This window comes from Caballeronia sp. SL2Y3, from assembly GCF_022879575.1.
Classification (GTDB): domain Bacteria; phylum Pseudomonadota; class Gammaproteobacteria; order Burkholderiales; family Burkholderiaceae; genus Caballeronia.
The window spans coordinates 577,587-599,707 of the sequence record NZ_CP084262.1 but is presented as its reverse complement, the minus strand read 5'-3'; the positions used below and the strand labels follow the sequence as shown (position 1 = coordinate 599,707).

Annotated in this window: 21 protein-coding genes; 10 read left to right on the top strand and 11 right to left on the bottom strand. The window is 65.1% G+C overall.

Annotated elements, in window-relative coordinates; translation table 11 throughout:
• Nucleotides 1–128 precede the first annotated feature (128 nt).
• Nucleotides 129–314 (top strand): hypothetical protein, encoded by a 186-nt coding sequence (locus LDZ26_RS21625; protein ID WP_244850687.1) that lies wholly within the window; start codon nucleotides 129–131, stop codon nucleotides 312–314.
• A 244-nt stretch (nucleotides 315–558) separates the two neighbouring features.
• On the opposite strand, the gene LDZ26_RS21620 is transcribed toward LDZ26_RS21625, so the two are convergent.
• The 3 genes from LDZ26_RS21620 to LDZ26_RS21610 form a co-directional block, all read right to left on the bottom strand.
• Nucleotides 559–828, bottom strand: coding sequence for a cytochrome c (locus LDZ26_RS21620; protein WP_244851124.1), 270 nt, complete (start codon nucleotides 826–828; stop codon nucleotides 559–561).
• Nucleotides 829–881: 53 nt separating this feature from the next.
• A complete protein-coding gene (locus LDZ26_RS21615) occupies nucleotides 882–2,150 on the bottom strand; it encodes a sorbosone dehydrogenase family protein (protein WP_244850686.1) in 1,269 nt (422 codons plus the stop codon).
• 173 nt (nucleotides 2,151–2,323) lie between these two features.
• Nucleotides 2,324–3,091, bottom strand: coding sequence for a hypothetical protein (locus LDZ26_RS21610; RefSeq protein WP_244850685.1), 768 nt, complete (start codon nucleotides 3,089–3,091; stop codon nucleotides 2,324–2,326).
• 127 nt (nucleotides 3,092–3,218) lie between these two features.
• Between LDZ26_RS21610 and LDZ26_RS21605 the strand changes: the two genes are divergently transcribed.
• On the top strand, nucleotides 3,219–4,421 hold the full coding sequence (locus LDZ26_RS21605; protein WP_244850684.1) for a polysaccharide pyruvyl transferase family protein: 1,203 nt from the start codon (nucleotides 3,219–3,221) through the stop codon (nucleotides 4,419–4,421).
• Here the strand turns inward: LDZ26_RS21605 and LDZ26_RS21600 are convergent.
• Both LDZ26_RS21600 and LDZ26_RS21595 read right to left on the bottom strand, forming a co-directional pair.
• Entirely contained in the window at nucleotides 4,418–5,452 is a 1,035-nt protein-coding gene (locus tag LDZ26_RS21600; RefSeq protein WP_370650742.1) for a GGDEF domain-containing protein, read from the bottom strand. The genes LDZ26_RS21605 and LDZ26_RS21600 overlap by 4 nt on opposite strands.
• A gap of 98 nt (nucleotides 5,453–5,550) precedes the next feature.
• The gene (locus LDZ26_RS21595) at nucleotides 5,551–5,994 is read right to left on the bottom strand and encodes an SET domain-containing protein (RefSeq protein WP_175945733.1); all 444 of its coding nucleotides are present in this window, start codon (nucleotides 5,992–5,994) and stop codon (nucleotides 5,551–5,553) included.
• Between the two features lie 333 nt (nucleotides 5,995–6,327).
• Between LDZ26_RS21595 and LDZ26_RS21590 the strand changes: the two genes are divergently transcribed.
• The 3 genes from LDZ26_RS21590 to LDZ26_RS21580 all read left to right on the top strand — a co-directional run bounded on the left by LDZ26_RS21590 (nucleotide 6,328) and on the right by LDZ26_RS21580 (nucleotide 7,668).
• Nucleotides 6,328–6,669: a cupin domain-containing protein gene (locus LDZ26_RS21590; protein WP_244850682.1), complete on the top strand. Its 342-nt coding sequence runs from the start codon at nucleotides 6,328–6,330 to the stop codon at nucleotides 6,667–6,669.
• Between the two features lie 186 nt (nucleotides 6,670–6,855).
• Nucleotides 6,856–7,152 (top strand): DUF6723 family protein, encoded by a 297-nt coding sequence (locus LDZ26_RS21585; protein WP_370650741.1) that lies wholly within the window; start codon nucleotides 6,856–6,858, stop codon nucleotides 7,150–7,152.
• Between the two features lie 126 nt (nucleotides 7,153–7,278).
• A complete protein-coding gene (locus tag LDZ26_RS21580) occupies nucleotides 7,279–7,668 on the top strand; it encodes a hypothetical protein (RefSeq protein ID WP_244850681.1) in 390 nt (129 codons plus the stop codon).
• Nucleotides 7,669–7,759: 91 nt separating this feature from the next.
• Here the strand turns inward: LDZ26_RS21580 and LDZ26_RS21575 are convergent, their stop codons facing one another.
• Nucleotides 7,760–8,065 (bottom strand): hypothetical protein, encoded by a 306-nt coding sequence (locus tag LDZ26_RS21575; RefSeq protein WP_175945727.1) that lies wholly within the window; start codon nucleotides 8,063–8,065, stop codon nucleotides 7,760–7,762.
• Nucleotides 8,066–8,415: 350 nt separating this feature from the next.
• Between LDZ26_RS21575 and LDZ26_RS21570 the strand changes: the two genes are divergently transcribed.
• Nucleotides 8,416–10,224 carry an ATP-dependent DNA helicase RecQ gene (locus tag LDZ26_RS21570; protein ID WP_244850680.1) on the top strand — a complete coding sequence of 603 codons (1,809 nt, stop codon included), beginning with the start codon at nucleotides 8,416–8,418 and terminating at the stop codon, nucleotides 10,222–10,224.
• A 16-nt stretch (nucleotides 10,225–10,240) separates the two neighbouring features.
• Here LDZ26_RS21570 and LDZ26_RS21565 read toward each other — a convergent pair whose 3' ends face one another.
• A complete protein-coding gene (locus LDZ26_RS21565; protein WP_244850679.1) occupies nucleotides 10,241–10,444 on the bottom strand; it encodes a CsbD family protein in 204 nt (67 codons plus the stop codon).
• Nucleotides 10,445–10,564: 120 nt separating this feature from the next.
• On the opposite strand from LDZ26_RS21565, the gene LDZ26_RS21560 reads away from it, so the two are divergent.
• Nucleotides 10,565–11,773 (top strand): zinc-dependent alcohol dehydrogenase, encoded by a 1,209-nt coding sequence (locus LDZ26_RS21560; RefSeq protein WP_244850678.1) that lies wholly within the window; start codon nucleotides 10,565–10,567, stop codon nucleotides 11,771–11,773.
• A gap of 408 nt (nucleotides 11,774–12,181) precedes the next feature.
• The gene (locus LDZ26_RS21555) at nucleotides 12,182–13,333 is read left to right on the top strand and encodes a porin (RefSeq protein ID WP_244850677.1); all 1,152 of its coding nucleotides are present in this window, start codon (nucleotides 12,182–12,184) and stop codon (nucleotides 13,331–13,333) included.
• A 98-nt stretch (nucleotides 13,334–13,431) separates the two neighbouring features.
• On the opposite strand, the gene LDZ26_RS21550 is transcribed toward LDZ26_RS21555, so the two are convergent.
• The gene (locus tag LDZ26_RS21550) at nucleotides 13,432–14,301 is read right to left on the bottom strand and encodes a manganese catalase family protein (RefSeq protein ID WP_244850676.1); all 870 of its coding nucleotides are present in this window, start codon (nucleotides 14,299–14,301) and stop codon (nucleotides 13,432–13,434) included.
• Between the two features lie 414 nt (nucleotides 14,302–14,715).
• Here LDZ26_RS21550 and LDZ26_RS21545 point away from each other — a divergent pair, with 414 nt between their 5' ends.
• Nucleotides 14,716–15,885, top strand: a complete 1,170-nt coding sequence (locus tag LDZ26_RS21545) for a zinc-dependent alcohol dehydrogenase (RefSeq protein WP_244850675.1) — start codon at nucleotides 14,716–14,718, stop codon at nucleotides 15,883–15,885.
• A gap of 252 nt (nucleotides 15,886–16,137) precedes the next feature.
• Nucleotides 16,138–17,892 carry a ShlB/FhaC/HecB family hemolysin secretion/activation protein gene (locus tag LDZ26_RS21540; RefSeq protein ID WP_244851123.1) on the top strand — a complete coding sequence of 585 codons (1,755 nt, stop codon included), beginning with the start codon at nucleotides 16,138–16,140 and terminating at the stop codon, nucleotides 17,890–17,892.
• Between the two features lie 42 nt (nucleotides 17,893–17,934).
• Here the strand turns inward: LDZ26_RS21540 and LDZ26_RS21535 are convergent, their stop codons facing one another.
• The 3 genes from LDZ26_RS21535 to LDZ26_RS21525 all read right to left on the bottom strand — a co-directional run bounded on the left by LDZ26_RS21535 (nucleotide 17,935) and on the right by LDZ26_RS21525 (nucleotide 22,105).
• Entirely contained in the window at nucleotides 17,935–20,271 is a 2,337-nt protein-coding gene (locus LDZ26_RS21535; RefSeq protein ID WP_244850674.1) for a filamentous hemagglutinin N-terminal domain-containing protein, read from the bottom strand.
• A 289-nt stretch (nucleotides 20,272–20,560) separates the two neighbouring features.
• The gene (locus tag LDZ26_RS21530; RefSeq protein ID WP_244850673.1) at nucleotides 20,561–20,929 is read right to left on the bottom strand and encodes a hypothetical protein; all 369 of its coding nucleotides are present in this window, start codon (nucleotides 20,927–20,929) and stop codon (nucleotides 20,561–20,563) included.
• Nucleotides 20,930–20,998: 69 nt separating this feature from the next.
• Entirely contained in the window at nucleotides 20,999–22,105 is a 1,107-nt protein-coding gene (locus LDZ26_RS21525; RefSeq protein ID WP_244850672.1) for an NADH:flavin oxidoreductase/NADH oxidase, read from the bottom strand.
• Between the last annotated feature and the right edge of the window lie 16 nt (nucleotides 22,106–22,121).

Here is a 22,121-nt window from a genome sequence, read left to right as displayed (position 1 = left end):
CGCTTCCCTCCTTCACGTCCCTCCCTCCGTGGGGCTGTGCGACCCGCCGCGACGCTTTACTCTGCGCGTCAGGCGCTGACGTTCGACGCGCCTGTCCCGACGAAGCGTTCTATGGCGAGGTGCCGGCGATGTACGTCTTTTCGTGGTTCTTATCGATGATCGTGGCGCTCGTCGCGACCGGCACGATTCTTTACGCGCTGCCGGGGTCGGCTGCCGAAGAGTTGAGCATCGCGACCGCGCCGCAGGCGATATTCGCCGCCGACGCGAGCCGCGCTCAGGCGATGGTTTTGTCGTGCGCCGGCGATGGGAAGTAAGCGGGTGCGTTGTGAAGCGGTGGTGGTAAGTGCTTCCGGGTCAACGGCTTAGGCCATTCGTCAGCGCGTTGTCCACAGGCTTTTCCCCGATTTCTGTGGATAGTCTTGCCGCAAAGGCCAAAAAAAAAACCCGCTCGAGAGAGCGGGCTTGAATCCACATCGGTTGAGACATGGAGGAGACAGGAGCTAGTATAAACCCTTAGTCCGCCAAGTCAAGCGTTCGTTTCGAAAAAATCGAACGCCCTTACTGCTTGCCGAGGCTGTGGTAATAGCTCGCGAGATTCGCGACGTCCGTATCCGACAAGCCTTTCGCCACCACCGACATCATCTCGTTCTGCCGCGCGCCCGAGCGGAAATCGTTGAGCGCCTTCACGAGATATTCCTCCGTCTGACCCGCGAGATTGGGTGCTTCCGGCAGCTTCGACATGCCGTCGAGCCCGTGGCACGCCTGACACTGCGCCGCCTTCGCGCGTCCCGCCTTGAGATCGCCCGCCGCGAGCGACGCGTCCGACATTGCCACAAGCAACGTCACCAACGCCGCGAGCGCCGCCGTCTGCTTCACGCGCCTCATTTGGCCCCCGAGTACGAGATGCGGTAAATCGCGCCGGCGTAGTCGTCCGAGACGAGCAGCGATCCGTCCTGAAGCATCTGAACGTCGACCGGACGGCCCATGTATTCGCCGCTCTGCGTGAGCCAGCCTTCCGCGAAGACTTCCGTCTCGCCAGCGGTGCCGTCGTCCTTGATCGGCGTGTACATGATGCGCGCGCCAATCGGCTTCGTGCGATTCCAGGAGCCGTGCTCCGCATCAAAGATGCCGCCCTGATACTTCTGCGGGAACATCTTGCCGGTGTAGAACGACATGCCGAGGTCGGCGGCGTGCGGGGCGAACTCCACTTGCGGAAACACGACGCCGGCCGGCGGGTTCTGATCCTTGTACTCCACCGTGCGCACCTTGCCGCCGCCGTACCACGGAAAGCCGAAGTTCTCGCCGGCCTTCGTCGCGTGGTCCAACTCGCCGGGCGGCGTGTCGTCGCCCATGCCGTCAACCTGGTTGTCGGTGAACCACAAGGTCTTGTCCTTTGGATTGAAGTCGAGGCCCACGGAATTGCGCACGCCATGCGCATACACTTCGCGGTTCTTGCCGTCCTGATCCATGCGGATGATGCCCGCGATCCCGTTGCGGTCGAGTTCCGCGAGTTTGTCCTTCGGCGGCACGTTCCACGGCTGCCCGAGCGCGATATACAGCTTCTTGTCCGGTCCGATGCGGCACGCACGCGCGCCATGATTGAAGCTCTCGAACTGCGTCGGAATCAGCTTGCCTTGCGGCACCACGACCGCTGCCGCCACGTCCGGTCCGCCTTCGCCGAAGAACTGCGCGGCCGGAAAACCGAGCACGCGGTTCTGCTCGACCACGTACAGAATGCCGTCCGGCGAGAAGCACACGCCGTTGGGCACCTTGAACGACACGGACGAGGCGAACTGCACGACGTCGCTCGCGACGCGCTGCTTCGTCCGGTCCGTCACCTGCCACACGCGATTCTTGCGCGTGCCGACGAACACGACACCCGTGGATGGCTCGATCGCCATGTGCCGCGCTTCCGGCACGACCGCATACAGGTCGATCTTGAAGCCCGGCGGCAGCTTGATCTGCTTCAGGTTTTCGCGAAGCGCGTCCGCCGTCTGACCGGTTTGCGGGACCGTCTCGGGCGGCTGTGTATTGCCCGTCTGACGGAAGTTGGACAGCGTGCCGACGTTGTCCTGCGCTGCGTCGGCGGGCGGCATGCAGGCGAAAATCGCGCCGACGGCCAATGGCAAGAGCTTGAGCGTTGCGTTCATCCGGGTGTCTCCATTATTTACGGCATCGGAAGATGTTGTTCAACGACACGACTTTCTTCGCCGGGCCTTCAGCGTTGATGCGCCGGGACGTGCGGCGCCGCTGGCCCGGTAAAGCAATGTTAGGACACGAAACGCCGTATGTAAGCGGCGCGTGAATAAAGTCGATGCCGCTGCTACTTCCGGCCATCGAAGACGAAGACGTTCGATCGGTCCGGGCTCGGCAGCGCGATCAGGAGGCGCGCGCCGTCGACGATGGCGCTGCCGTCCACCGTCGCGTCGGGCAGCGGGCAGGGCGCGGGACCGAAGGTGGCCGACACCGCGTAGGCATTGACGCCGGGGCGCGGGCGCAGCGTCCCCTTGAAGATGCAGCCGGCGCTCGTCGTGCCGGCGGCGTAGCCATCGGCGGCGACGGTGATGCGCGTCGTCGTCGAGCCGCCCAGCGCCATGCCGCGTCCGCTGTAGAGGCCGCCCGCATTGGCGAGCGTGGGCGCGGTGTCGAGCAGCGGCGCGGCCGTCGCGGAGAGATTTTGGCGCTCGCCGCCGTTACCGCGCGTGATCGCTCCTTCGACGGCCGGCGCATGCGCGAAGTCCGCCGTGAACGACACCGGCGACGGCGGCGCTGCGCCGATGCGGTAATTCAATGCGGTCGCGCTTGCGAATCGTCCGTCGCTCGTCTGCGAGCCGTTTGTCGCAATGACGACGCCTCCTAGGCCCACGCCGCCGCTCGCATAGAAGAGGTAGGCGGTGCCGTCGAAGAGCATGAGCAAGGTGGCGTCCGCGTGGCCGAAGGTGCCCTTGTAGACGCCACCGGATGGCAGCGTCGTCGTAATGGCCTGCGTCGGCGGGGCGGGCGGCGGGCTGGTCGAACAGGCGGCGAAGAATACGACGAAGGGTAGGGCAAGCGAGGCAGGGAACAGCGCGGCGCGTGTCGTGCTCGTCATCGAAGGCTCCGGTCGCGGTCGGCCGCCTCGCGTGCTCGAAGCGGGAACGTCCTGTATAGGCGCAGCAGTGCGGCGCGTCAAGCGAACAAAGAAGCGAACGAAGATTCGGACACACAGAGGAAGCTCATTGCTCAATGCCACCGTCGTGATCTTCGGCGCATTCGACCGCCACAACTTCGGCGACATGTTGTTCGCGCATGTCGAGCAACGCCTCTTTGCCGAACGCCTGCCTGACGCCAAACCGGTTTTCGCGGGACTGGCCGCGCGCGACCTGCGCCGATACGGCGGCCACGCGGTCGCGGCGCTCGGCACGCTCGCCGCACGCTTGCGCGATACGCCGGTCACGCTCGTGCATGCGGGCGGCGAACTCTTGACCTGCGACGCGTGGGAAGCCGCCGTGATGCTCGACGAACCCGACGATGCGCAGGCGACCATCGCGCGATACGGCTCGCGGCCCGAAGACCGCTCGGCGTATGCGCGCTCGGTGCTGCATTCGGATGCGCTCGCGCCTTATGTCGTCGGCCGCGAGAGCTGGCTGCAGGCGTCGATTGGCTTCAACGCGGTCGGCGGCGTGTCGCTCGACGCGCGCGGGGCTGCGCTGCGCAACGAGGTCCTGAGCAAACTGCGCAGCGCCGACGATCTCAGCGTGCGCGACGCGCACACGCGAGCGACGCTGCGTGCCGCGGGCATCGAAGCGAGGCTCGTGCCGGACCCGGTGACGATGATCGCGGAGCTCTTCGATTCACGCATCGCCTCGCGCGCCCGTCATGGCCCCGTGGCCGATGTGCGACGGGCGTGTCCGCGCGGCCATCTCGCGGTGCAGTTCAGCGCCGACTTCGGCGACGACGCCACGCTCGACCGGCTGGCGCGCGAACTCGATGCGCTCGCCGCATCGACCGGCCTTGGCATCGTGCTGTTTCGCGCGGGCGCGGCGCCGTGGCACGACGACATCGACGCATACGAGCGGCTTGCGGCCCGCATGCAGCATCGCGCGCTCGTCTTCCGGTCGCTGGACATTTGGGACATCTGCGCATTGATCGCGACGAGCGCAGGGTACGCGGGCAGCAGCCTGCACGGACGAATCGTCGCGATGGCGTATGGACTGCCTCGCCTCAACATGCTTCATCCGGACGAAGCGGCGCGAACCGGCAAGCAGGCCGCCTATGCGCAGACGTGGGACGACGCGAACGCGCCGGGCGCCGTGTCGATCGACGAACTCGAAGCCGCCATGCGCGATGCGTTGAGCGCCGACCGCGAGGCGCTCAGACAGCGTGCCTTCGAACTGGCGCGCTTGTATCGGGCCGATGCCGCGCGCCGCGCCTTCGACTAACGCGAGTGCTGCCTGAAGCCCTCGCCGCGCATCGCGGCCCGATCCACGGCGGCAATCCGGTTGCGTCCGTTCTCTTTCGCCTGATACAACTGCGCGTCGGTGAGATTGATGAAGGCCGTGATATCCATGCCGTCGCGCGGCAGCACCGTGCCGACGCCGAAGCTCGCCGTCACGCACTGATTATGCGGCGAGCGCAGATGCGCGATGGCTTCTTCGGCGATGCGCGCGCGGCACCGCTCCGCCACGGCCAGCGCGGCTTCGGCGTCCCTATCGGCGAGCACGAGGACGAACTCCTCGCCGCCGAAGCGTCCGAGAAAGTGCGCGGGCCCGGCCGCCTCGCCGAGCACCCGCGCGATGCGCTTCAGGCACTCGTCGCCTTGCACATGGCCGTAGTAGTCGTTGTAAGACTTGAAGAAGTCGATGTCGGTCAACACGAGCGAGAGCGGTTGCGCCGTCGCCTGGGCCGCCTTCCATTCGCGTGCGATCACGCTGTCGAACATGCGGCGATTGCCGACGCCGGTGAGACTGTCGCTGAACGACAGGCGCTCCAGTTCCGCCTGCAATTGCAGCAGTTGCTCCTCCGTGCGCTTGCGTTCGCTGATATCGAACATGAAGCCGATGAGCGCCTCGACATTGCCGTGCGCGTCACGCACGACATGCACGACGTCGCGCAGCCAGACGTAGCCGCCGTCGCGCGTGAGGGCGCGGTAATCTGCTTCGTGATCGGCGCCCGCTTTCGATTGGGACACGCAGAAATTCACGACCGCATCGCGATCGTCGGGATGCATGCGTTCGGCCCAGTCATGGACCGTTTTCCACGATGACGGCGGCCAGCCCAGCAGCCGTTCGATCTGCGGCCCGATGTAGCTGAACTGCATCGTGGCCCAGTCGATCTTCCACGGGATCGCCTTTGTCGATTCGAGCAGCGTGCGATAAACGGCGCTGTCTTCTTCGCCGAACGCGCGGCCGGACGGCGCGAGCGATGCTTCGTGACGCAGAAACGCGGCTTTGAGCGGACTGTCGGGCTGCATGAGGCTCATTCGGTTGACGCGCGGCGCGCGGGGAACGTGAGCCTGTGTTTACGGCGGCGGCGCGGCAATCCTGAGCAAGCGCGGCATGCTGCGCTTGGTCAGCGTTCGTCGGAGAGCATGGTGCCCCGGCAATTGGCCGCGAGGCAGCGGCACGCGTAGAGGCGCTTGAGCGCGGCCGTGCGCCGTCCTTCGACCGTGAGCCGATAGTCGATGAACAACTCCTGCCCCTTGCCGATCGGGCGAAGCGAGCGGATGAAGACGCGCTCGCCGTCCTGCTCGGCCTCGCAATTCGGCGCGCAACTGTGATTGAGCCAGCGAGCGGAATTCCCGCCGCGGGCACCGTCGATCACGCGGCCGTCGTCGAGTCCGAAAAGAAACGTATGACCGTCCTCGGCGTTGGAGCGCTCGTACATGCGCTGCGCCTCCTTCCACGAAAGACGCTTGCCCTTGTATTCGAAGAGCAGCGCGCCCGCGGGCAGATCCGCGAGGGCGAAGACGCCCCGGCCATGAACGGGCGATGTACGGACAGTGATTCGACGCATGGTGTGGCGAGTCGCAGTGTTTAAGTGAAGGTCGGCTGTGGACCGGCGTCATGTTCGCGCACGCAGCGATGGACGCGCAGTGCTCGCGAGCTATCGTAACTGTAATGCCGGGCGATGGGGCGGCGCGTGTGACGATTCGTTCCGTTTCCTCTGCTGCCCAACTATGTTTGCGGCTGGATTCGCGCGTCTTGAGCACGACGAGCGCCGAGGGCTTCGGCGAGTGCAACCGGCTGTGTGAGCCCGCTTCGCAAGAAAGCGAAAACGATTCGTTTGCGCCGCGCGCTCACGCTCGACTAGGCTCGGTGAACGATCTCACTGCACGAAGGAGCCGCAATGATCTCGCTCATCGATCTGACCACGCTCGCTCGCACGCCGAACGACGGTTATCTCAATCGCATCGTCGCCACGGTCAACGGTCATGAAGTCCACATAAGCGTGATGACCTCGCCATACGAATGGCATCTGCATCCGGATTCGGACGAGACGTTCATCGTCACGGAAGGCACGCTCGTGATCGAACTCGAAGACGGCTCGATAGACCTGCACGCCGGACAACTGCTGACGGTCCCGGCGGGCGTGCGCCATCGCACGCGTCCGATGGGCGCGCGCTCGGTGAACCTGACCGTGGAACGGCAGCACGCGACGACCGTGTTCTGCGACGATCCGCGTGCATAGCCGAATCGCGCGTCGTAGACAGCCGATCCGGCTTGGCAATTGCTCACTGTGAATGCAGCGGCCTTTTCTTTCCTCTGTTCGTTTCCGACGGCAGGCTCAGCGTGGATCGTGATGCGACGAGCCGCGCTCGCGCCGACTCGCCCGAATAGAACGAACAGGTTCACGCGCGTTCAACCGGTGATTTTCGTGACGTATTCGAGTGGCAGACGCCCCAAGCTAGTTTATTTCCCCACCCGCATCGTCGCGCCGACGCCTGGCGCGAGTGAGAGTGATTTCCAGATTTACGCGTCTTACCGCGGCAGTGCGGCAAGCGGCTATTACGGCACCTTGAAGGTCGTGCGTAAAACAGACGGCCGATTGCTGTTTCCGTTCGAAGGCGCGGACACGCTTGGGCCCTACGCGTCGAAGTCGGATGCGATCGAAGCGGCGCAGCGGCGCGGCGATGAGGTCGTACAGGCCGATCTCGCGCGGCCCGAGCTGTGATCGACTGCCGTATGTCGGTGGAACCCGCCAAGCCATTGCCCTCGAAGCGATGGTTAAGCGGGAGCGCGACTTGCTACCATGTCGCTCTTCGCGCTTATCGAGTTCCTTTTTCCGCCGGCGGCCACGATGACCACTCAACTCAGTGACGTATGCAAATCACGGCTCTTTCGCGTGACGCTGACAGCGCCTGCCGAGGGTATCGCGTTCGTCATGGCCGACAGCCGCGAAGCCGCCTGGCGCATGGGAAAGACGGTGATTGCGGTCGTGCACGGCGTCGGTATTCAGAATGTCGCCATCGCGGGCGTGCATTCGTTCGGCGAGCTCGTGAGCATGGGCACGTGCGATGACCTGGACATGCGCGTCTTCGAAGTCGCGAGCCCGGACGGCAAGAACACGGATTTCGCGGAAGCGCCCTACTTCCTCACCAACGATGCGTCGCTGCTCGGCAAGTGGGCCGAGCTCCGCGCGGATCTCGCGGCCAATGTGGCGCGCGCGCTGATCCGGCGGGCTAAATAAGCGCCGCTCGGTTCACTCAGTCTTGGCTGACGCCCGCTGGCATAGCGTGCGTCGATAGGCGGGAAACTACGGCCGTGAGACGGCTGAAGGCTCAGGCGGCCACGCGGCGGTTCTGCTTCTCTTGAGCATCGGCAGCGGCGGAGCCGAGCGCCGAATCGAGCAAAGCCAGCTTGCGTTGCAGCGTGGCGACGCGCTGGCTTTGCGAGGGGACGAGTTCGTAGTCGCTGTCGAGTTGCGCGACGCGCATGTCCCAATACTTCGTCGGCAGACGTCCCGGCGCGGCGCTGCCTTCCACGAAACTCGCCAGGATCAGTTCGAGGTGTTTGAGTTCTCGCTCTGCGAGCTGGGCCGGGCGACGCTGTCGGAAGGCGGGGGCGGCGGCAAGGGTTCGTGTCATAGGGAAGCGTCCAGCGTGAATTCGGAAAGCAACTACATGAGCAAGGTGCGTACCTTCGGCGGCTTTTCTCACCGATAAATGTGTTTCGAAATGAAACGGACGTGCGCCGAGGCCCGCCAGTATTAGCGTTCACCCTAATTCGTCTGGACGAATATGGCCGATGCATCCGACGCCAAATGCACCGGTGCGTCGGATAGCGCACGGACCGATGCGAAAAGATTTACACACGGCATGGTGGTTTCTTCAAACGTTTGCCGTGGGTCTGGCGCTTGCTCCCTTCGCCGCGTGCTATCCCTCCTTACCGAACCCACCGGATGCGAACGCGCAGCGCGCCACTCGAACCCATCGACATGAACGACACCACCCGCAGCATCGCCACCCGCGCGCGCAAACCGCTCGACCGTGAACTCGAAACCGCCCTTCGCAAAGTCTTCGGCTTTCCTCATCTGCGGCCGGGCCAGGACGAAGTGATCCGCAGCGTTCTCGACGGCAACGACACCCTCGCCGTCATGCCTACCGGCGCGGGCAAGTCCCTGTGCTATCAATTGCCCGCCTTGCAGCTGGACGGCATGACGGTCGTCGTGTCGCCGCTCATCTCGCTCATGCGCGATCAGGCCGCAAAGCTGACCGAAGCCGGTGTAGCAGCGTTGGTCCTCAACAGCACCTTGTCCACGACAGAAGAACGCGAAGCCATGCAAGCGGTCACCGAAGGCGAGGTCCGCATTCTCTTCGTCACGCCGGAGCGGCTCGTGAACGCGGAGTTCACCGCGACGCTCACTGCGAAGGACATGCCTTCGGTGCCGCTCGTCGTCATCGACGAGGCGCATTGCATCTCGCAGTGGGGCCACGACTTCCGCCCGGCCTATGTCGAGCTGATCCACGCGGTGAAGACGCTCGGCCGCCCGCCCGTGCTCGCGCTGACCGCGACGGCGACGCCAGCGGTCATCGAGGACATCGTGCGCGAGTTGCAGATGCGGCACGCCAACGTCATCCATACGGGCGTGTATCGCGACAACCTGCATTTCTCGGTCGAGCAACTGACGAATCCCGAAGACAAGCGCCGGCGCGCCATCGAACTCGCGAGCACGCTGGAAGGCAGCGGCATCATCTATTGCGCGACGGTGGCCGAATGCGACGCGCTGCATGCCGCGCTCGGCGAGGCGGGCGTCGTGGCGCAGCGCTACCACGGCAAGATGGCGGCGAACGCGCGGTCCGAAGCGCAGGACGCGTTCATGGCCGACGAAGCGCGGGTGATGGTCGCGACCAATGCGTTCGGCATGGGCATCGACAAGCCCGACATTCGCTTCGTGCTGCATGCGCAGGTGCCGGGCAGCCTCGACGCGTACTATCAGGAAGCCGGGCGCGCGGGCCGAGACGGCGAGCCGGCCCAGTGCATCCTGCTTTTCGAACTGAAGGACAAGCAGGTTCAGCAGTTCTTTCTCGGCGGGCGTTATCCGAGTGCGGAGACGATACGCCGCGTGGCCGAGACGGTGCGCGACCTCGCGCGCGAGAACGCGAGCCAGACGCTCGAAAAGCCGCTGGAACGACTGCGCGAAGCGTTACCGCACGTCGGCGTCAACAAGCTGCGCGTTGCGGCCACGCTGCTCAACGACATGGGCGTGACGCGTCGCACGCGGCGCGGCGGCATGAAGCTGATCGACGACGGCGCGGCCATCGCGCAACTGGACGATGCCGCCCAAGGCTACGCCGCGCGAGCCGGACGCGATCGCGCGGTGCTCGAACGGATGATCACCTATGCGCAGAGCGCGCGCTGCCGCTGGCGCATGCTGCTCGACTACTTCGCCGACGACGTCGACGACGTTTCTGCGCAGCCGTCCGCGGCCAAGCAGGAAGTGAACTACCAGGCGCCCGACGACGAACTCGGCGGCGGCGCGTGCGGTTCCTGCGACAACTGCCTGCATCCGCCGGAAGTGCAGGAGAGCCCGCGCGAAGTGCGCGAACAGGCGCTGTCGGAAGAGCACGAGAAAGAAGCGAAGCCGAAGCGAAGCGCACCGACGTTCAGTCAGGGCGACCGCGTGCGCGTGCGCCGCTATGGCGACGGCGTCGTGGAGATGGTGAGCGCGGATCGGGTGGCGGTGCGCTTCCCGGACGACGAGACGCGCACCTTCATCGCGCGCTATGTGAAGCGCGCGGCGTGACGGGGAAAGAGCGGGCTTACGTGTTGGTCGGCTCGCCCGGATCTTCGACGCCCTTCTCGATGTTGTCCTTCTGATCGCCGTAGTCCTTACGGTTCGCGCCGTTGGTGATCTCGACGTCGCCCTTCAACTTGCGATCCTCGTCGCCGGTCACGGTGCCGATGGCCGTATCCACCCAGCCCTTCACCTGTTCCTTGATGCCTTCGGTCGTGTCCTTGTTCATGTGACTCTCCTTTCGGGATTAGCGGTTTCAACACATGGTTCGTCGCAACGGTTATGCCCGCGCTTACGGGCGCGGGCGTTGCTGAATCATCGTTCGATCAACCTTCCCGGGAGTCAGACGATGAAAGCAGTCGTGTTTCACGGCATAGGCGACATATCGCTCGACAACGTTGCTGACCCGACGATTCAGCACGATCACGACGCGGTGGTCCGGCTCACCGCGAGCGCCATCTGCGGCACGGACCTGCACATGGTGCGCGGCACGTTTTCCGGCATGGTGCCGGGGACGATCCTCGGTCATGAAGGCGTGGGCATCATCGAAGAGATCGGCAAGGGCGTGCGCAACCTGAAGCGCGGTGATCGGGTGCTGATTCCGTCGACCATTTCGTGCGGATGCTGCGGGTACTGCCGGCAGGGCTACACCGCGCAATGCGACCTCGCGAACCCGAACGGTCCGTCCGCGGGCACGGCGTTCTACGGCGGACCGAAGGCTACCGGTCCCATCAACGGCCTGCAAGCCGAATTGGCGCGCACGCCGCTCGCGAACGCGAGCCTCATCAAGCTGCCTGAGAACGTCGATGACGAGCGCGCCATTCTCATCTCCGATATCTTCCCGACCGGCTTTTTCGGCGCGCAACTGGCGGGAGTGCGTCCGGGCGATACCGTCGCCGTGTTCGGCGCGGGACCGGTGGGCCAGTTTGCGATAGCGAGCGCATGGATGCTCGGCGCGGGCCGCGTGATCGCTGTCGACCGCTTGCAGGATCGTCTCGACATGGCGCGCGCGCAGGGCGCGGAAACGGTGAACTTCGATCAGGAAGACCCGGTGCAGGCGATTCTGGAGCTGACGAACGGCATCGGCGTGGATCGTGCAATCGACGCGGTCGGCGTGGATGCGGTGCATCCCGAAGGCGGGCCGGCGGCGTCGGAAGACAAGATCAAACAGGCGGAACAGGAAAGCCGCACGGTCACGCCCGAGCGCAATCAGGACGGCGACAACTGGACGCCCGGCAATGCGCCGACGCAAGCGATCGACTGGGCCGTTGCCGCGCTCGCGAAGGCGGGCACGCTCGGCGTGATCGGCGTATATCCGCCGAACGACCGCTTCTTCCCGCTCGGCATCGCGATGAACAAGAATCTCACCGTCAAGATGGGCAACTGCAACCATCGCTCGATTACGCCGGCCTTGATCGAGCGCGTGAGCAACGGTTCGTTCGATCCGCTTCGCGTATTGACGACGCGCGAGCCGATGATGAACGTCATCGACGCCTATAAGGCATTCGATCTGCGTCAGCCGGGATGGATCAAGGTGAAACTCGATCCCGCTGCCTGACGGGCGATGTGGAAAGTGGGGCGGTTTCCTCTCGCGAAACCGCCCCGTGTCCTCAGACTGCAACTCGTGTCAAAGACTTTAGACCTTCGAAAGATTAACGAGCGCAAACGCCTCGATCAACGCGCTCATCTGCAAAGCACCTCTCCAGATGGCGCATGAATAACGTGGTCCGTGTGCAACATCGAAATGAGCGACCGTTAAGCTTCGATGACACTAAGCGATTGACCGTAAAGCATTAACACGCGCTCGAGCAGGCTCATTCTATTTTTAGCAATAGATTCTTACCCGGCGAAACGCGCCGAATAACGCGACGTATGAGAGCGCTTTGCTTAAAGTGTGTCGAGCCTTCCGGGGACAAGGCGCATCGCCCCGGGAAGCCTTTGCTCCAAATCAGGACACACAGCAACCATGAAAAGAAATCTCCTCATTGTGGGCGTGCTCGGCGCCTTTGCGGCTTCGGCACAGGCACAAAGCAGCGTCACGCTATACGGCATGCTGGACGCCGGCCTCGTGTACGCCAATAACGCTGGCGGCCACAGCAATTGGCAACAAGGCAGCGGTTCCGTCTCCGATACGTATTTCGGCTTGCGCGGCAGCGAAGATCTGGGCGGCGGGTTGCACGCGCTCTTCAAGTTGGAGAGCGGCTTCAACCTGAATAACGGCGGCTTCAATCAGGACGGCATGTTCAATCGCCAGGCGTATGTCGGTTTGCAAAGCGATCAGTTCGGTACTGTCACGCTTGGCCGTCAATACGATTCGATGGTCGATTTTCTCGGGCCGCTTTCCGAAGCGGGCGCGGGCTATGGCAACAACCTGAGCGCGCATCCGTTCGATAACGACAATCTCGACAACTCGTTCTCGATCAAGAATTCGGTCAAGTATCGCAGCGCGAATTACGCGGGCTTCAAGTTCGGCGGTCTGTATGGCTTCAGCAACGACGCCGGCCAGTTCTCGAATAACCGCGCATGGAGCGCCGGCGCGTCGTACACGGCCGGCCCGCTGAACTTCGCGGCGGCTTACCTGCAAACGAACAACTCGCGCAACTTCAACTCGGGCGGCGCGGTATCGGCGGGGCAGAGCAACAAGGGCAACCTGACCGCGGACCTGCAACGCACGTTCGGCGCAGGCGTGAACTACGCCTACGGTCCGGCGACGGTGGGCTTCGTGTGGACGAACACGCACTATGACGGCCTGATCGCGGCGTCGCAGGGCGGCGCGTCGTTCACGCTCCCGACCGGCACGAACCTGCATCTGAACAACTTCGAGCTAAACGGCCGCTATGCGCTGACGCCGGCTTTGAACCTCGACGCCGCCTACACGTACACCGACGGCAAGCTCACGGGCTCGAACGGCACGGGCGATCCGAAGTGGCATACCGTCTCGCTGCAAGCCGACTACTCGCTGTCGCGCCGCACGGATGTCTATGTCGAAGGCGTGTATCAGCATGCGTCCGGCCAGCTCGGCAACGCAGGCGCGAACGTCGCGATCATCAACACGCTGTCGCCGTCGACCTCGCAGAATCAGGTCGCCGCTGCGGTGGGTCTGCGTCACCGGTTCTAAGCTGCACTGAGTTTCCCCAACGCCTCACCAAAGCAAACGGCCGCGATCGTAACGATCGCGGCCGTTTGTTCTTGCGGCGCTGTCGCGCAATGTGCGCGTCAGACTGCCTTGCCCGAGCCCAGGTCCGCGCCCGTCACGGGGTCGGCGGCGGGGTCGGACGCGGTGCGCGTCGCCATCGTGGTGAGCGCGTCCTTCTCCAGCTCGCTCACGGTCACGCTCGCCGTGCCGTCGCCGCCATCGACTGCGGGCTGCGGGTCCTCGACGAACTTCCAGTCGCCGCCTTCGTTCCACGGCCCGCGTGCGTCGTCGCCCTTCGACATATTGAAGTACACGCTCGTGAACTCCGGCACGCCCGGCAGCTTGCCTTGCGGGAAGTTCGGCTGAATGGAATGCAGCGCCTTCTCGAACGACTTCTGATGCGCGATTTCACGCGTCATCAGGAAGCCTAGCGCGTCCTTGATGCCGGGATCGTCCGTCACGTTGATCAGGCGTTCATAGACGATCTTCGCGCGCGCTTCGGCCGCGATGTTCGAGCGCAGATCGGCCGTCGGCTCGCCGATGGTGTCGATATACGCCGCCGTCCACGGCACGCCGGCCGAGTTCGTCAGCGGCGTGCCCGCGCCGTACAGAATCGCGGTCGTGTGCGAATCGTTGCCGTTGCCCGTCATCGAGCGATACAACTCGGCTTCCTGCTCCACCGCTTCGGCCAGCGCGCCCTTCGCACCCTTGTTCAGCATCGCGACGATGCTGCCGATCACTTCCAGGTGGCTCATTTCTTCGGTCGCGATATCGAACAGCATGTCCTTGCGGCCCGGATCGTCTTCGGTCACTGCTTGCGTGAAGTAGCGCATGGCGGCGGCAAGCTCGCCTTGCGGGCCGCCGAACTGCTCGAGGAGCAGATTGGCTAAGCCGGGATTGGGCGCGGCAACGCGCACCGTGTATTGCAGACGTTTGTTGTGTATGAACATGGCAGGCTCCTTCGATGAAAGTGCGAGAGTTCCAAACAAGCGATGCGGGGAAGCGCCATCGAGCGTCCAAGGTTAGATCCGGATGGGCGCATCGATTGATTAGCAGTGGGTATTCCCACGGCGCGCCGGGTCGTTGGATTTTTCCAATCGCGTCGATAGGGGCGACTCGCGGCGCGGTTCGCGCGGGCGTTTTCCCAACCGTGGGGCATGTCGCGGCTTACGCGGCACGTCGATTGAGCCAGTCGCGTTATTGCATTGCTTACGTGCTGCTGCGCGGGCTGCCTTTGCGTACGTCGTGGACCGGGCGCCGCCAGCGCGGAACACGCGTTGCTGCACCTGCTCTGCGGTCGCGGCTTTCCGTTGTTCAGCGATTCGACACGCGACCCGACCTTTCACTCCCGCTGGAGGTAAACAATGAAGGCGCTGATTTGGCAAGGCAAGAAAGACATCCGATACGAGACAGTCCCGGACCCCGTCATCGAGCACCCGCGCGATGCCATCATCAAGGTATCGACGTGTGCAATCTGCGGTTCGGACCTGCATCTCTTCGACGGCTTCATGCCTGGCATGGAATCCGGCGACATCATGGGCCACGAGTTCATGGGTGAGGTGGTCGAAGTCGGCGCGGGGAACAGCGCGCTCAAGAAGGGCGATCGCATCGTCGTGCCGTTCACGATCGTTTGCGGCGAGTGCGACCAGTGCAAGCGCGGCAATTTCTCGGTGTGCGAACGCAGCAACCGCAACAAGGATGTCGCGGACAAGGTCTTCGGCCACACCACAGCGGGCCTCTTCGGCTACACGCACCTGACGGGCGGCTATCCCGGCGGACAGGCCGAATACGTGCGGGTGCCGTTCGCCGACAAGACGCACGTCAAGATTCCGGATGGCCTGACCGACGAGCAAGTGCTCTTTCTCGGCGATATCTTCCCGACCGGCTGGCAGGCCGCCGTGCAATGCGATATCGAACCGACGGACACGGTCGCGATCTGGGGCGCGGGCCCGGTCGGACAGATGGCGATTCGCAGCGCGGTGCTCCTGGGCGCAAAGCAGGTGATCGCGATCGACTGCGTGCCCGAGCGCCTCGCGATGGCGCGCGCGGGCGGCGCGACCGTCATCAACTTCAAGGAAGAAAGCGTGCTGGAACGTCTGGCCGATCTCACGCAGGGCAAGGGTCCGGAAAAGTGCATCGACGCGGTGGGCATGGAATCGCACGCCACGCGTTCCGTCGATGCCATGTACGACCGCGCGAAGCAGGCCGTGATGCTGGAGACGGACCGTCCGCACGTGCTGCGCGAGATGATCTACGTGTGCCGTCCGGCGGGCACGCTGTCGGTGCCGGGCGTGTACGGCGGGCTCATCGACAAGATTCCGTTCGGCGCCGCGATGAACAAGGGACTGACGTGGCGCATGGGTCAGACGCACGTGAACCGCTGGACGGACGACCTGCTCCGGCGCATTCAGGACGGACAGATCGACCCGTCGTTCGTCATCACGCACACGGTCTCGCTCGCGGACGGACCGGCCATGTACAAAACGTTCCGCGACAAGGAAGACGGCTGCATCAAGGTCGTGCTGAAGCCGTGAACGCGTGATGCGTTGCGCGCGCGTAAGCCGAGTGGCCTGCTTACCGTGCGCTTTCGCACATTCGCGCCGGACGCACGCTGGCGGGCCGGACCGCCGCCGATATATAGTCGGCGGCCCAGCAACGGACAGCATCGGAGGCGGCGTGACACACGCTGACACGGACACTGACACGGCGCGGCGCGGCTTGCCTGCCCGCCGCGTCGAGAGTTGGGCCATGTGCCTTCGCGGCGCATGACGCGTCTTTTTCCGCCGATGCGCGCGCTGGCCGTCGCGGTGGCGGCTTTCTGCGCGCAGATGGGCGATGCCGCCGCGCAGGCTTATCGCGATGTCGCGCCGATTGCGCCGCCCGCCGCCGAGCGCCCGCACGCGCCGCAGCCGCCGCAGCCAGCGGCCGACGAGTCGCAGGCCGTCGCGATCGAAGACTTGCGCGGCATTGCGTTCGCGCGCGCAGGCGAGGCCGCATCGGGCCATCGCCAATCCGCCTCGCAGTCCGCCGCGCAGGGCGCGATCACGTCCACGGACCTTCCGCTCGTCGACGCAGCGTTTCTCGACACCTTCGCTGCCGATCTCGGCAAGCCGCTCACCTTCGCGCGTCTCGCGCAGATTCGCCGCGCGGTCGTGCAGCGATATCGCGACGCGGGCCAGCCGCTCGTCGATGTCTACGTGCCCGAGCAGGACGTGAGCAACGGCGTGGTGACCATCGCGGTCGCCGAGTTTCGAGCGGGGCGCGTGATGGCGAAGGGCAACCGCTATTTCTCCGATGCGCTGCTCACGCGCGAGATGCCGCTTGCGAGCGGCGAGCCGATCCACGAGGCCGATGTCGCAGCGGGGCTCGCGCTGCTCAACGCGAATCCGTATCGCCGAGTCGATGTGATCTATGCGCCGGGCGAAGCGCAGAACACCACCGACGTCGTGCTGCAAACCGACGACCGCCTGCCGTTGCGCGTGTACGGCGGCTACAACAACGACGGCGTGCGCGATCTGGGACGCGACCGGTTTCTCGCGGGCTTCGACTACGGCAACCTGTTCGGCATCGATGCGCGCATCGGCTATCAGGCGACGGCGAGCAACGACCTCTTTTCGGGCAACCCCGATATCGAAGGACGCCCCGACCGTCCGCGCTTCGTCGCCCACGCGTTCAACTTTTTCGCGCCGCTGCCATGGCTCGATCGCATCGAACTATTCGGCGTCTTCGCGCAAAGCACGCCGCGTCTGCCGGACAGTTACGGACAGACCGGCACCAGTTCGCAGGTGAGCTTTCGCTACGACCGCGTGCTTCCGCCGCTCGACAACGCAGGCGCATGGCAGCAGCAAGTTCAGTTCGGCTATGACTTCAAGCGCTCGAACAACGACCTAGAATTCGGCGGCTTTCAGGTATTCAACGCGAACACGCATATCCACCAGTTCGTGCTGGCCTACGATCTCACGAACAGCGACCCGGCGCGCAGCACGCATCTGAACGCGTCGCTTTTTGCGAGTCCCGGCCGTCTCGACAGCAGCAACAACGAAGCGGCCTTCGATGCCGCGCGGCTCGGCGCGACGCCGCGTTATCAGTACTTCCAACTGTCGGGGCAGCATGAGTCGCTCTTGGGCGCGTCGGGGTTTTCGGTGTCCGCGCGGGCGCTTTTCCAGTGGACCGGCAACACGCTTTTGCCGAGCGAAGAACTCGGGCTGGGCGGCGATGCGACCGTGCGCGGCTACGAGCCGTATGCGGCGCAAGGCGATCGCGGCTGGAACGTGCAGACGGAAATGCGCGCGCCCGCGCTCACCTTAGGCGTCGCGGCGATGCAGCCGTTCATATTCTTCGATGCCGGACACGTGTGGAACCGCATTCCCGAAGCGGGCGAGGTCAACAACGCATCGCTTGCGAGCGTCGGCGCGGGCATTCGCTTCCAGATGGGGCGCTTCGTCAGCGTTCGGGGAACGTTCGGGTTCCCGCTGAAAGCGGTCGTGCCGAATGGATCGAAGGTGCCGCTCGGCGAAGTGTTCGTCGTGATCGGGAGTTGAAGGGCGGGCGGCTGCGCGCCCTTCAACTCCCTGCGAGACGCGTCAGGGCCGCGCCTGCTCCCAGCTCAGAACCGGATGCGTCGCGTTCGCCGGCATCGTCCACGCGCCGCCCGCGCCGAAGTTCCACGACGCGAAGTTGCCCGGCACGCGCATTTGCGCGTTCGAGAGGCCGTTTGCGTCGCCCGGCGCGGTGCCGTTGTCGACGGCCACGGCGTTGGTGCGCGTCGTCGTGTCGCGGTTCCAGTAGACGTTGCTGCCGATCACGCCCTCGTTCAACGCCGCGATGCCGCCGTAGCCGGCAAACGGAGGCCCGTCGCCGCCGACCTGACCGACCGCGAAGGACTCGTTGATGACGCCCGCGCTGCCGTTGTCGTAGACGAGTCCGCCGTCGCCGGTCTGGCCGCCGGTGCTGCCGGTCGCGTAGGACTGCGTGATCGTGCCGTTATTGAAGGCGACAAGCCCGCCCACCGATGCATGCGAGCCGCCGGTCACATTGCCCGTCGCATACGACTGCGCGATGGTCCCGGTGTTCACGCCCACGAGGCCGCCGGACGGGCCCTGGAAGCCGACCGTCGCGCTGCTCGACGAACGCTCGATGCGGCCGTTGTTCGCGCCGACGAGCCCGCCGTTTCCTCCGCCGCCGAAGCCGCCGAACGACAAGTCGCCCGAGGTCGACGCATACGTGATCAGGCCGTTGTTCTGCGCGGCGAGCAGGCCGTAGGTTCCGGGCGCGCCGCCGCCCACGCTGGCGTTCGTCAGCTCGATGTCGCGCACGACGCCGCTCGCGCCGATCACCCCGAACATGCCGACATAGCCCGACGACGAAGAATCGCTCGACGCGAGCCGGTCGATGCTGTGGCCGAAGCCGTCGAACTGGCCGGTGAACGGCGTGTCGGGCGTCGCGCCGATCGGCGTGAAGAAGTTGGGATACGCGGTCGCGCTCGCGTCGATGTCCTTGCCGAGCGCATAGTTGCCCGCGAGGTTCTGCGAGACGCCGCCGAGATCGGCGAGCGTGTTGACGAGCTTGTACGCGGTGATCTGCGTGACGACGCCGCTATACGGCGCGGCCGTCCAGCCGGCGTGCGTGAGCAGCGTGCCGGGCGCGTAGCTGCCGTTCATGTCGTAGAGCGCGCTCACGATGCCCGTGCTGCCCGACCAGTCGATCGTGCCGCGATTGGTCACGCTGCCGCCGTTGTCGACGCCGTTCGCATCGGCGCGCAGCGTGAGATTGCCGCCGCCCGTGTTCGCGATAGTCGATGCCTGCGCCACCGTGACGTCATGCGCCGCGCCGAGCGTCAGCGACGCGTTGCCGTTCCATCGCACGTTGCCGTTCACGGTCAGATCGCCGCCGGACTGCGCATTCACGGACGTGCCGTTGGCGAGGCTGCGCGACAACGCGTTCGCGGTGGCGCTGTCGATCGCGAGCGTCGGCGACGAGAGCGACCACTCCCCCGCGACAACGTTTGCGTTCGCGACATCGAGCGTGGCCGCGCGGGTTTCGACCGTGCCGCCGCTGCCGTTGCCATTCGTCGCGGCGAGCGTGCCCGCCGCGTGCACCGCGCCCTGATCGGCGACGAGCCACACGTGGCCGTCGCGCTTCGCGGTGCCGGTCGCGCGGATCGCCGCGTTATTACCCGCGAGCGCGTAGACGTTGCCGTCGGCGGCCTGAAGGCTCGCCTGCGCGGCTCGGATCACGCCCGCGTTCGCGACCGTGCCTTGGCTGCCCGTCTGCACGAAAATCTGCTGCCCGCTCGACGAATCGTGCAGCAGCACTTGTGCGCCTGTCGCCAGTTCCGCGCTGCCTTTAGGCGCGTCGATCGAGCCGGCGTTCACCGCAGCCGTGCGCGAGACGAGGAAGACATCGCCGCCGCTCGATCCGATCTTGCCGAGATTCATCACAACGCCGCGGCCGTCGCCGGAAAACGTGAGGTCGCCGCCTTTCATGAAGGCCGCGTCGCTCGCGTTCAGCGACGACGCGACGAAGCGCCCGCCCGTCGCGACCACGCCGCCCGGCCCGATCACCACGCCTTGCGGGTTGATGAGATACACGCTGCCGCTCGCCGTGAGCTGGCCGAGAATGGTGGACGGATCGCCGCCCGTCACGCGATTGAGCGTCGCGCCGTTGCCGTTGTTGAACGTGACCTGGCGGCCGCTGCCGATGGAAAAGCTCTTCCAGTCGATCACGCCGCGCGTCGAAGTCTGGTCGATCACGAGCGACCGGCCGCCGCCGGTGATCGAACCGCTGCCCGCGGCGAACTGGCCGCCGCTCGGCAGCGGCGGCGCGGCGTGCGCGGCGTGAAGACCGACGATAAGCGGCACGATGGCCGCGAGCGGCCGAAGCCGCGAGGCGCGACTGAAAGAACCGATGCTGCACTGCATACACCCTCCGGACTGTGTCGATTTGTTTTTCGTTTGGCCGCTGACGGTGTAGCCGCGCCGTCATCGACTAGCGAGAGGGCGAACATCGATGTGCGAGCAGGCGGCACGAATTTAGCAACGCGCCCGAACGCCGAAGTGTGTGCTACCGCACATTGGTGCCGTAGAAAAAATACGCACGGTCGAAGGCTTGCTGCAAGGCGCTGGCAACTGGCTTGTCAAGCGAAATAAGCGTGGGGCGGAAAGGCGTTCTGTCGGACGAAAACAACGCCGCGCGCGTGGTTGCGCGACTTCAGCGCGAGGGCCGCCGCCGGTCCGTCAGCTGAACGACGCACGCGTGGAAAATGCGCTGAACGAGCTCGCTCTCGTAGTCGAGGTCGTCGCCTTCGATGATCTTTTCGATGGCGCTGCGGCCTGCTTCCGTATCGAGCAGCGGACAGAAGCGCGACGCGAGCGCCTGCGCGGTGACGGAGAGCTTCGCGGTCTCGATCCAGTCGGCGGCGCGGTTGTGGTTGTCCAGCCAGCGATGCGCGGCGCGCACCTGAAACGACGGTTCGGGCCACGCGCCTTCGAGATAGAACGCGCCGAGAAAGCCGCATGTGAGCCAGCAGAGAAGATGCACCCGGTCGTCGGGTCCGAGCGGATAGCGGACTTGACTCATGATGGCACCACATGACACGGCGACGCGCGACGGCTTGAAGATAGCACGCCGCGACGTTGGCGCGGAGCCTCAGTCCTCTTCGAACAAGTCCCTATATTGATGCGGCTGCGAGCGCAAATACTGCTTCGGCGCGCGCACGTGCGCGCCCAGTTGCGCCGCCGCGTGCCACGGCCAGCGCGGGTCGTAGAGCGCGGTGCGGGCGAGCGCGATCATGTCCGCGTCGCCCGTTCCGATAATGCTCTCCGCCTGCTCGATGCCGGTGATCAGGCCCACCGCGACGACCGGCATCTTCACCGCGCCCTTGACCGCGCGCGCAAGCGGCACCTGATAGCTGGGACCGACGGGAATCTTCTGCGCCGGGTGCAGGCCGCCGCTCGAGACGTGGATCGAGTCGCAGCCGCGCGCCTCCAGCGCCTGTGCGAAGGCGATGGTCTCTTCGATATCCCAGCCTCCTTCCACCCAGTCGGTGCCGGACACGCGCACCGTCACCGGCCGGTCCTCGGGGAAGGCGCCGCGCACGGCGTCGAAGACTTCGAGCGGGAAGCGCATGCGGTTTTCGAGCGAGCCGCCGTATTCGTCGTCGCGCCGGTTCGAAAGCGGCGACAGAAACTGATGCAGCAGATAACCGTGCGCCGCGTGAATCTGAATGAGGTCGATGCCGAGTCGCGCGGCGCGTTGCGCCGAGGCGGCGAAGGCGTCGCGGATGCGTTCGAGCCCCGCGCGGTCGAGCGCGACCGGCGGCGTTTCGCTCTCTTCGTACGGCACGGACGAGGGCGCTTCGGTCTGCCAGCCATGCGCGTGATCGGGCGCGAGCTGCGCGCCGCCTTCCCACGGCACTTCCGTCGATGCCTTGCGGCCCGCGTGGCTCAACTGAATCGCGATCGGCATGTCGGACCAGCGGCGGATGCCCTTGAGCGTGCGTTCGATGGCGGCTTCGGTCTCGTCATTCCATAAGCCGACATCCGCCCACGTGATGCGGCCTTCGGGCAGCACGGCGGTCGCCTCGATGGTGAGCAGCGCCGCGCCCGACAACGCGAGCTGGCCGAGATGAATCAGATGCCAATCGTTCATGCAGCCGTCTTCGGCCGAGTACTGGCACATCGGTGCAATGACGATACGGTTCGCCAGTTCGAGGTTGCGCACGCGCGTGGGAGTGAACAAAGCAGCTTGTGCCATAAGGATTCTCCGGAAG

Excerpts from the sequence above, each read along its gene's own strand:
- LDZ26_RS21625 (WP_244850687.1), top strand. The coding sequence starts at position 129 with ATGTACGTCTTTTCGTGGTTCTTATCGATGATCGTGGCGCTCGTCGCG.
- LDZ26_RS21620 (WP_244851124.1), bottom strand. The coding sequence starts at position 828 with ATGTCGGACGCGTCGCTCGCGGCGGGCGATCTCAAGGCGGGACGCGCG.
- LDZ26_RS21615 (WP_244850686.1), bottom strand. The coding sequence starts at position 2,150 with ATGAACGCAACGCTCAAGCTCTTGCCATTGGCCGTCGGCGCGATTTTC.
- LDZ26_RS21610 (WP_244850685.1), bottom strand. The coding sequence starts at position 3,091 with ATGACGAGCACGACACGCGCCGCGCTGTTCCCTGCCTCGCTTGCCCTA.
- LDZ26_RS21600 (WP_370650742.1), bottom strand. The coding sequence starts at position 5,452 with ATGCAGCCCGACAGTCCGCTCAAAGCCGCGTTTCTGCGTCACGAAGCA.
- LDZ26_RS21595 (WP_175945733.1), bottom strand. The coding sequence starts at position 5,994 with ATGCGTCGAATCACTGTCCGTACATCGCCCGTTCATGGCCGGGGCGTC.
- LDZ26_RS21590 (WP_244850682.1), top strand. The coding sequence starts at position 6,328 with ATGATCTCGCTCATCGATCTGACCACGCTCGCTCGCACGCCGAACGAC.
- LDZ26_RS21580 (WP_244850681.1), top strand. The coding sequence starts at position 7,279 with ATGACCACTCAACTCAGTGACGTATGCAAATCACGGCTCTTTCGCGTG.
- LDZ26_RS21575 (WP_175945727.1), bottom strand. The coding sequence starts at position 8,065 with ATGACACGAACCCTTGCCGCCGCCCCCGCCTTCCGACAGCGTCGCCCG.
- LDZ26_RS21570 (WP_244850680.1), top strand. The coding sequence starts at position 8,416 with ATGAACGACACCACCCGCAGCATCGCCACCCGCGCGCGCAAACCGCTC.
- LDZ26_RS21565 (WP_244850679.1), bottom strand. The coding sequence starts at position 10,444 with ATGAACAAGGACACGACCGAAGGCATCAAGGAACAGGTGAAGGGCTGG.
- LDZ26_RS21560 (WP_244850678.1), top strand. The coding sequence starts at position 10,565 with ATGAAAGCAGTCGTGTTTCACGGCATAGGCGACATATCGCTCGACAAC.
- LDZ26_RS21555 (WP_244850677.1), top strand. The coding sequence starts at position 12,182 with ATGAAAAGAAATCTCCTCATTGTGGGCGTGCTCGGCGCCTTTGCGGCT.
- LDZ26_RS21550 (WP_244850676.1), bottom strand. The coding sequence starts at position 14,301 with ATGTTCATACACAACAAACGTCTGCAATACACGGTGCGCGTTGCCGCG.
- LDZ26_RS21545 (WP_244850675.1), top strand. The coding sequence starts at position 14,716 with ATGAAGGCGCTGATTTGGCAAGGCAAGAAAGACATCCGATACGAGACA.
- LDZ26_RS21540 (WP_244851123.1), top strand. The coding sequence starts at position 16,138 with ATGCGCGCGCTGGCCGTCGCGGTGGCGGCTTTCTGCGCGCAGATGGGC.
- LDZ26_RS21535 (WP_244850674.1), bottom strand. The coding sequence starts at position 20,271 with ATGCAGTGCAGCATCGGTTCTTTCAGTCGCGCCTCGCGGCTTCGGCCG.
- LDZ26_RS21530 (WP_244850673.1), bottom strand. The coding sequence starts at position 20,929 with ATGAGTCAAGTCCGCTATCCGCTCGGACCCGACGACCGGGTGCATCTT.
- LDZ26_RS21525 (WP_244850672.1), bottom strand. The coding sequence starts at position 22,105 with ATGGCACAAGCTGCTTTGTTCACTCCCACGCGCGTGCGCAACCTCGAA.